At 70.7% G+C, this 8,262-nt stretch carries 9 protein-coding genes; 7 read left to right on the forward strand and 2 right to left on the reverse strand.

Annotation, left to right across the window (positions count from 1 at the left end):
* Nucleotides 1-529, forward strand: a 529-nt coding sequence (locus WD250_05445) for a zinc-binding dehydrogenase (protein MEX2619644.1), incomplete at its 5' end; no start/stop codon positions are given.
* Nucleotides 530-902: 373 nt separating this feature from the next.
* Here WD250_05445 and WD250_05450 read toward each other — a convergent pair.
* Nucleotides 903-4,148, reverse strand: a complete 3,246-nt coding sequence (locus tag WD250_05450; GenBank protein ID MEX2619645.1) for a hypothetical protein — start codon at nt 4,146-4,148, stop codon at nt 903-905.
* Between the two features lie 121 nt (nt 4,149-4,269).
* On the opposite strand from WD250_05450, the gene WD250_05455 reads away from it, so the two are divergent.
* The 5 genes from WD250_05455 to WD250_05475 all read left to right on the forward strand — a co-directional run bounded on the left by WD250_05455 (nt 4,270) and on the right by WD250_05475 (nt 6,587).
* Nucleotides 4,270-4,512: a Clp protease N-terminal domain-containing protein gene (locus WD250_05455; GenBank protein MEX2619646.1), complete on the forward strand. Its 243-nt coding sequence runs from the start codon at nt 4,270-4,272 to the stop codon at nt 4,510-4,512.
* A 485-nt stretch (nt 4,513-4,997) separates the two neighbouring features.
* On the forward strand, nt 4,998-5,276 hold the full coding sequence (locus WD250_05460; GenBank protein ID MEX2619647.1) for a DUF1778 domain-containing protein: 279 nt from the start codon (nt 4,998-5,000) through the stop codon (nt 5,274-5,276).
* Complete coding sequence (locus WD250_05465) at nt 5,273-5,794, forward strand: GNAT family N-acetyltransferase (protein MEX2619648.1); 522 nt, start codon at nt 5,273-5,275, stop codon at nt 5,792-5,794. Before WD250_05460 ends, WD250_05465 begins: the two co-directional genes overlap by 4 nt.
* Nucleotides 5,795-5,976: 182 nt before the next feature.
* Nucleotides 5,977-6,213, forward strand: a complete 237-nt coding sequence (locus WD250_05470) for a DUF433 domain-containing protein (GenBank protein MEX2619649.1) — start codon at nt 5,977-5,979, stop codon at nt 6,211-6,213.
* A complete protein-coding gene (locus tag WD250_05475; GenBank protein MEX2619650.1) occupies nt 6,210-6,587 on the forward strand; it encodes a DUF5615 family PIN-like protein in 378 nt (125 codons plus the stop codon). The genes WD250_05470 and WD250_05475 overlap by 4 nt, the downstream gene beginning before the upstream one ends.
* A 39-nt stretch (nt 6,588-6,626) precedes the next feature.
* Here WD250_05475 and WD250_05480 read toward each other — a convergent pair whose 3' ends face one another.
* Nucleotides 6,627-7,067, reverse strand: a complete 441-nt coding sequence (locus WD250_05480; protein MEX2619651.1) for a tyrosine-type recombinase/integrase — start codon at nt 7,065-7,067, stop codon at nt 6,627-6,629.
* A 975-nt stretch (nt 7,068-8,042) separates the two neighbouring features.
* Here WD250_05480 and WD250_05485 point away from each other — a divergent pair.
* Entirely contained in the window at nt 8,043-8,234 is a 192-nt protein-coding gene (locus tag WD250_05485; GenBank protein ID MEX2619652.1) for a hypothetical protein, read from the forward strand.
* Nucleotides 8,235-8,262 lie beyond the last annotated feature (28 nt).

The raw sequence follows: 8,262 nt of genomic DNA on the forward strand, positions 1-8,262 counted from the left end.
CGGCGCCGGCGGCGGGGTGGGTGCCATCGCCGTCCAGCTGGCACGGTCGTGGGGTGCGCACGTGACCGCGGTGGATCACACCCGCAAGCTGGACTTGCTGCGCACGCTCGGCGCGGATCGCGTGGTCGACTACACGACCGACGACGTCACGCGCAGCAGCCAGCGCTATGACTTGGTGTTCGACGTGGTGGGCAACCATCCGTTCTCGGCGTACCGGCCGGTGCTCACCGACGACGGCGCGTACGTGTTGGTCGGCCATGACCAGTTTGGGGCGCAGGGTCGGCGCTGGCTCGGCAGCATCCCGAGGATGTTCGGGTTGATGGCCCGGTCGACGGTGGAGCGGCGGCTGCCGCGACCGTCGTTCAAGATGCCCGACCGCACCGAGTCGATGGCGCGCCTGCGCGACCTGCTGGAGGACGGCGCGCTGACGCCCGTCGTCGCGCGTGCCTTCCCCCTTGAGCAGGTGCCCGACGCCCTCGAGTTTCTCGCCTCCGGGCAGGCGGTTGGCCGGATCGTCGTCGTGCCGTAGGGCATCAACGCCCACGCTCAAACCGCGACCGGGCCCTCGACAGGCTACTGAGAGTGGCGGCAAGCGTGTCCGATCGCCTTCCGGACTACCCGGCATAGACCGCACCCGACGAAGCCTGGACGGGGCGTTGGACCGCGTTCGGGACTACCGGATAGCCGGCGATATGGAAACCGTGGACCGGCGACGTCCACCGACAAGCCGCACGGCCGCTGCGAAGGTATGGCTGGGCGGTGAGGGTCTGGCGTCGGTCAAACGACGCCAGCAGCTCAGCTGGCAGGGGTCAAGGCGGGCCCGCAGGTTGGCGATGCCCACCAGCGCGTCGCCGACCACATCCACGTGCTCGCCCGCCAACGCCTGGCCATGCGGGGGCCACTCACTTAATCGCAGCGGCGAGGTCACCGAGGGTGGGTCGCTCGAGCAAGGCGTGGGCCCAGGGCGCCAGTACCGCGATCCCGGATAGCACGGCAGGGCGCCCGTGTGCGGCCAGCTGCCGGATGGCGGCCAGCCACAGGTCACGCGTCGGTGGGCTGCCATGGCTCGTGTCGGCTTGGGCAGCGGTGCTGGCCAGGCGCGTGGCGAGGGCCGCCAGGGCCTGTGCTCGGGGGTGGTCAGGACCGATGGCGCAGGCGGTGCGCAGCGCCTGTCCCAGTAGCGAGGCTGGCATGTGCGGAGCCAGTGCCGCCAGGGCCTTTCCTTGATCCCACGGGTTGGTGATGCCCGTGACAGCCGACAGGGCCTGCGCGTGCAGCTCGGGGTCCAGCCACGGAGCCAGGTCGGCGAGACGGGCTGCGCGATCGTCGCCGAGGCGGCCTTGGAGGGCTGCCACTGCCTCATCCAGAACGGCCGCCCGCCGGCCGGGGGGCAGATGGCCGGCCAGCGCGGCCAGCGCCCGGGCGCGTGGCCACGCGGGCAGCGTCCGAGCAGCCCGCACTCCGGCCTCGATGACCGCCGGGAGCTGCCCGGCGGGCAGCCGGCTTGCGATGATCGAGACCGTGTTGGCGCGTGGGGGCTCCTCGGTGATGGCGGCCGCGACCAGCAGCGCCTCCCCTATCACCGCGGCGTGCGCACCGGGTGAGACATGTACCGCTATGCCGGTCAGTGCTCGCGCGCGCGACCATGCATCAGCAATGCCAGCGGCGGCGACCAGCGCCTCGCGCAGTACCGCGGCCTGCCGCCCCGGAACCAGGCGGCCCGCCAGAGCCGCCATGGCCTGTGCGCGCACCTCGACGTCGGGATCGCTTCCCGCCTGCGTCAGCGCCGAATCCACCAGCTCGGCGGGCACCGTGGGCGCGAGCACCGTCAACACCCGGGCACGGGTGCGCGTGTCGGGGATGCGCGCGGCGGCGGTCAGCGCCTCTGGGAGAAGCGCGGCGGGCAGATACGGGCTCAGCACCGCGAGCGTCGTCGCCCTTGCGCTGTCCCGGAGGTCCCACCCCAGGTCTGACAGGAGCGCGCGTGCCCGTGCAGGCGGCAGCTGGGGCAGCAGAGCCTGCAGCGCGTCGAACCGATCACCCGGGGGGGAGACGGCCGGGAGCAGCGCGCACGCCTCCTGCAGCACGCTGGCCTGCTCGCCTGCGGGAAGGTGGGGCGCCAACGCGGCCAGCACGCGAACCCGCCCGGCCGGATCCTCGAGGGCGCGGGCAGCCCGCAGCCCGTCGCTGTGCAGCTCTGACGGCAGGGCCGGTGCCAGGGTCAGCAGTGCCGCCGCCCGGCGCCACTGCTCGACGATGGCCCCTGCGGCCGTCAGCGCGGCGCCGAGCACGCGGCGGCGCTGGTGCGGGGGCAGGTGGGGGGACAGGGCCGCGAGCGCCCGCACCTGGGCGTCCTCGTCAGCGATGGTGCGGGCGAGGGCCAGCGCCTCGCCGACCACGGCGGCCTGCTGCCCCGCAGGGAGGTGGGGTGCCAGGCCCGCCAGGGACCGTGCCCGCTCGTGGTCGTCGGTGACACCGCTCGCGACGAGCAGCGCCTCGGCCAGCAACACGGTGCCCGGCGCGGAGATCAGCGCCGCCAGCTCGGTGGTCCCGCGCCACAGCGGGCGGTCGGCGGGCAGGGTCAGCGACTCGACGAGCAGCCGCCCCAACCGCCCACCGGCCGCGTGCTGCACCACGCCTGCCAGCGCCTGCGCGCGCCGGCGGGCGTCAGTGATGCCGCCCGCCAGAGCGATCGCCTGGGCGGCCAGGGAGTCGGGCAGGTGCGGGCCTGCGGCAACCAGCGCGGTGGCCAGACGCTCGTCGGCCAGACCGGCGGTGGCGGCGAGCACCAGGCGCCACTCCACCGCTCTGTGGCGGACCAGGGCCGCGACCACGTCCGCGCGACTGGTCGCACGGTGCAAGCCGGCACCGTCGCACACCACGCCCAGTCCGTCCGCTGGTACCTGCAGCGCCAGGGCTACCAGCGCCGTGCCCGCCTGACCCTTCTCGTTCCCGGGTCCCTGGCCCAGGGGACCCAAGGCAGCCGCGACCCCCACGGCCTCACCGGCCAGTGCGGGCGGCACGACGCCGGCAAGCCACGCCAGCGCACGAGCAGGCGCACCTCCGCCGGGATCCCCCGTGGCCGCAGCGACCGCCCGCAACTCGACCGCGACCAGCGCCCGCCGGGCGGGTGGCGCCAGGCACCTGGCCAGCGCCGCCACGAGGTAGGCACGTGACTCGGGAGGCTCCGCCGAGGCGACGCCCGCCACCTGGTCGAGCAACGCCCCGGGAAGGTGGGGGACCAGCGCGGCCAGCGACCGCGCACGCGGCCACCCGCCCGAGGCGGCCAGCGCTGACGCCCACGCGTCGCGCACCACCGCTGCCCGCCGGTGGGGTGCCAGCAGCGGGGCAACAGCCGCCACCGCGCTCGCCTGGCACGCACCGTCGTCGATGCGTCGGGCAGTGGCCAGCGCCTGCGACACCGGCCAACCCACCTCGCCCACGGTCGCGGTGACCAGTGCCTTCACCGCGCGGGACTGCTCGCCAGGACACGACAGGCGCGTGATCGCCACCAGGGCGGCCGACACGCTCCACCGCTGCGTGCGCGAGCCGATCGTGGCCATCGCCACCACGAGCTCCGGCGGCAGCGCGGCGTTCCGGCTCACGTCCGTGGCGTGCGCCTGCGCCCAGCGGAACGCTTCGGTCACGTCACCGCGTTCCTCGGCATGGCGCCACTGCTGCTGGCGCGTCGCCCCGGACCCGCCGGACCCGCCGCTGACCCCGCTGCTCCCCTCCACGACCACGCCGTCCGACGGCTTGCCGACCACCCCGCTCCCCGCCGCCGTTGCCCGGGTGGCGCCCGCCCGGATCTCGGTGGCCAGCGCGACGAGCGCGGCGGCCGGCGGCACCCGGTCGTGCAGCGCCCGTCGGGTCGCCCCCACAAGCCGCTGCGCCTCGGGCCGCTCCGCAGGGCCTGCACCCAACACCCTGGTCAAAGAGGCGACGGCCGCCCGGTGCGCGTCGGGGTCACCGGACGTCAGCAGCCGCGGCGTGGGGTGCGTGGCAAGCCACCGCGCCACCAGCGCCCGTCGGCGGGGTGCGGCCGCGGTCCCGCACACCTCGTCGAGGAACGCGCCGGCCAGCGCAGGGGATTGCAGCGTGCGGCGCAGCACGCACTGCGCGACGGCGTCCGCGTGTGCCCTACCCACTCGCTCCTGGGGTGGAGGCGCCAGCAATCAGCGCCTCGGTGGACACGCTCAGTTTTTCCATGCAAGCATCAGGGTGATACGGGAGGCTTCCATGACAGGCATCGACAATAGCCGACCGACGATGATCGAGTTCCCCGCGCCGCTCACACCACGCGCGGCGCACATCCTGCGCCGTGCGGGCGATGAGGCGCGAGCCCACGGTGCGAAGGACTACATCGGCGTGGAGCACATCGTGCTGGCCGTACTGACCGAGAAAGAGAGCGTTCCCGCGCAGGTGCTCGCCAAGGAAGGCATCGCAGAGCAGTTCCGCGAGGCGCTCGAGGCCGTGCTCAACTCCCCCGGATACCAGGGCAGTCCGCGCTGAGGGACCGACAGGCGCCTGGTCCCGGGATCGAGGACGCGAGCGACGTGGCTGGCCGGCTGCCGGCCCCGGAGCACTCTCGGACCGCCGCGCCCTGGCGCAAAGCGCACTGGACCATGGCGGCCAATGGTGAAGACCCAGACCCAGGCGCTGACCGCACGTCGCGTGATCTCGCCGTTGGCCACCTCATCGGCGGCCAACAACAACCCCCCGGCCTGCTCAACAACGCGGAACATGGCCCGAAAGGCCGCGTTGACGGACGTGATTGCCTTCACTGCGGCCCTTCCCGGCATAGTCCGCACTCGCCGGCTCCCGCGGGGGTGATTAGACCGTACTGAATCCAGACGGTTGCTGAGCGCCCCGAGAGCGCCTAGAGCGACCAGCAGCCTACCGCCAGTTGCCGCGCTCACCTGCACACCTTCACGGAGCCGCGAGGTTGACGTCCAAAGTCGATGGCCGTACGATGGCCGGACACAAGGGAGGATGAGATGCCCATCACCCGCGCTCGCGACGAACGGATCGAGTTCCGCACCACGCGCGAGCTGCGACGCCTGGTCGAGCGTGCCGTTGCAGCCTCGGGCAGCAACCTGACCGACTTCGCCGAGTCCAGCCTGGTGCTCGCCGCGCAACGGGTCATGGCCGACCGGGAGCACTTCGCGCTGTCCGAACGTGCGGCGGCCGAGTGGGAGGCGATCAACTCCCGGCCTGCCCGGCAGCTGCCCGGTCTACGAGAGCTCATGGCGCGGCCCTCCCCGTTCGACGAGTGACCTACCGGCCGCCCGAGCCGCTCCGCAGCGCCCACGAGCTCGACGCCTACGTTTGCGCCTCCGCCGAGCAGACCGACTGGCTGGTGCGTCACGCCCGCCAGTCGATGGCCACGGGAACGACGAAGGTGTTCGTGGTCACCCCGGTCGACAGCCACCAGGTCGTGGCCTACTACGCGTGGACGATGGCGCAGATCAACTCCGCCGACGCCCCCATGCGGCTGCGCAAAGGCGCCGGCAACTACCCCCAACCCGCGGCGTTGCTCGCTCGGCTGGGGGTCCACCGTGACCACGAACGACAAGGCCTGGGCGCGGCGCTCCTGCGCGATGTCATCCAGCGCGTCGCCGTGATCAGCGACGACATCGGCTGCCGTGGCCTGCTCGTGCACTGCGAGTCGGAACAGGCGCGCGACTTCTACCTTCACCTCATCCCCGAGTTCGAACCCAGCCCCACCGACGAGCTGCACCTCGTTCTTCTCCTGAAAGACGTCAAGAAGACTCTGCAAGCCAATAGCCCATGATGACCGCTATCGCGCCACACCTCCTCCCAGCCACGGCGCGGCCCAACCCGGCGAGGTCCGTGTTTTCGAAGCTGGCTCTGGGGTGTAGGACCGCATGCGTGCCCGCCTTGTGGACGGTCGGCCCATCCTCTGGGTCTTGACGTAGCCTGGGAGGAGCAGCGGCGCGGTCGAGAGAGGACGGCATGCCGGTCGATCATGAAGCGTTGATCGTGCGCGACCCGAACATCTGCCATGGCCAAGCGGTGATAAAGGGCACCCGGGTGATGGTCAGTGTCGTGCTCGACGCATTGGCTGACGGGATGAGCGAGACCGAGATTATGGGCGAGTACCCGACGCTGACGGTCGAGGGCATCCGGGCGGCTGCCGCGTATGGGGCGGATCTGGCCCGCGACGAGTATCCCGCTGTCTCGAGCTCTTGAGGGTCAAGCTCGACGAGAACGTGCCCGCCTCGGCCGTCGTTCCGCTGTCCGAGGCGGGGGTCGATGTGGACACCGTTGCTGACGAGGGCTTGGTCGGCGCCGACGATCCGGCGGTCTTGGCTGCGGCCTCCCGTGAGGGTCGGGTCGTGATGACCATGGATCGCGGCTTCGGGGACGTCCGCGCGTATCCGCCCGGGTCACACCGCGGCATCGTGGTGTTGCGGATGGATCAGCAGACTCCCCGCAGGGTCGCCGAGGCCGTCAGACAGTTGGTCGTGACGGTGGAGCTCGCAGCCCTCGCAGGGTGTGTGAGTGTGTGGCGCGATGGTGAACTACGAGTCCGGCGTCCGCCCGGCAACGAAGGAACATCGTAGGCCAGCCACCTCACGTCGCCGTATCGGAGGACGGAGGCGTCAGTTGCCGCTGGCGAGGTATTGCGCGATCGCGTAGGTGGCATGGCGGTTCAGCTGGTTGCGGGAGCGGTCGTAGCCCCGCGTCGTCTTCGGATCGGTGTGGCGGGCGAAGTCCTGCACGTCGCGCAGCCCGACACCGGCGTCAAGGGCGAGGGTGATTGCCGAGTGCCGCAAGCTGTGAGGCGTGATGCGGCGATCCACGCCGATCTGGCGGCACAGCGCCTTGACGAGGTAGGCGACGTTGTAGCTGGTCATGCGCCGCCCGTGCTGGTTGCGCAGCAGCGCGCCGGAGCGCCGCTCATCTCGGGTGAGGCCTATGGCCTGCACCGTGCGTGGGGCGAGGCGATCACGGCGGCCTTGTCGCCCTTGGTGGTTTCGGCGCGCAGGGTGAGGGTGTGGTGCCAGGTGGATTCGCCGAGGTCGTTGATGTTGGCGGCACACAGTTCACCGACGCGAAGGCCGTTGAGCGCGAGCAGACACGCGCATGCGTATGCGCTGCCGCCGCGCGTCTCGGCGGCGTCGAGCCAAGTCGGTGACCTCGTGGCGCGACAACCCCTGCGCGGTCGATTCCGCGGGCTTGCGTGGCCGCCGTGCGCCTGCCCACAGGGTTGCGCGTCAGGTGGTCTTCGGCGATCCCCAGCGGTAGAAGCTGGACAGAGTGGCGATGCGCTGGCAGATCGTGTTTGGCGCGTAGCCGGCGTCCTCTAGATGGCCGACGTACGTCTCCACAGCGCAACGCTGGGTCTGACAAGGCTCGATCCCCGTGGCCTGGGTCCAGACCTCTTGAGTGTGCCACGAACGCAGAAGGGAGCGTGATGTAGGCAGAGCTACCTGATGCGGTGCTGCGCGAAAGATGGAGGATTTGTGGCCCTCCGACGTCGCCCTGCGAGGGGGAGACGTCAAACCGCCCTCTGCTGCGTTAGCTGAAGACTGTCGTGGTGAGCGACGAGGGAAAAGGCGCCCGTTTGAGGCGTCAGGTAGGGATCAGGAAGGCGAGCGCAAGCGATTCGCTGATGACGTGTCGAAATCTGGTTATATGACATCAAAACCGGAGTGGTCAAGAGACTTCGGGATGAGCCTGGCGGGTGCCCGCTTACTGGTCAGGTGGTGTCCGGCATGGAGGCGACGCGAGCCTGGTCTGCGGCTTTCGCGTGGAACGTGGGAAGGCGTGCCCTGACACTGCCGCCCATTGAAGTGTGGGTGGCGAGAGGAAGCGTCCCGAGCGGCTGAAACCGTTAGGGATTGAGTACCGTTGCTGTGGCGCGCCGGCGGACTGGTTCGTAGTAGTGATGAAGCCCCTGTAATGGGGGTGGAGCGAAGGGGCCAGGTCGCTCGTGGTTGTGTTCGACCGATCAACCGTGGGGCCCGTGGGAGGAGTCGTCAGACCAACCCGGGGTTCCCTGTGGGAGGAGTCGCGTGGACAAGCTGAAGTCGCAAGGCAAGCCGTTTGAGATCTCGAAGTGGGACGTGTGGGAGGCGTTCAAGAGGGTCAAGAAGAATGGTGGCGGACCGGGTGTCGATGGGCAGACCATTGAGGACTTCGAGGCAGACCTGCAGGACAACCTGTACAGGATCTGGAATGTGCGCGACGAATGCGGAAAGAGGTGATCGTGTAGGACGTCATCTGTTGGAAGCA

The organism is Egibacteraceae bacterium, from assembly GCA_040905805.1.
GTDB lineage: Bacteria > Actinomycetota > Nitriliruptoria > Euzebyales > Egibacteraceae > DATLGH01.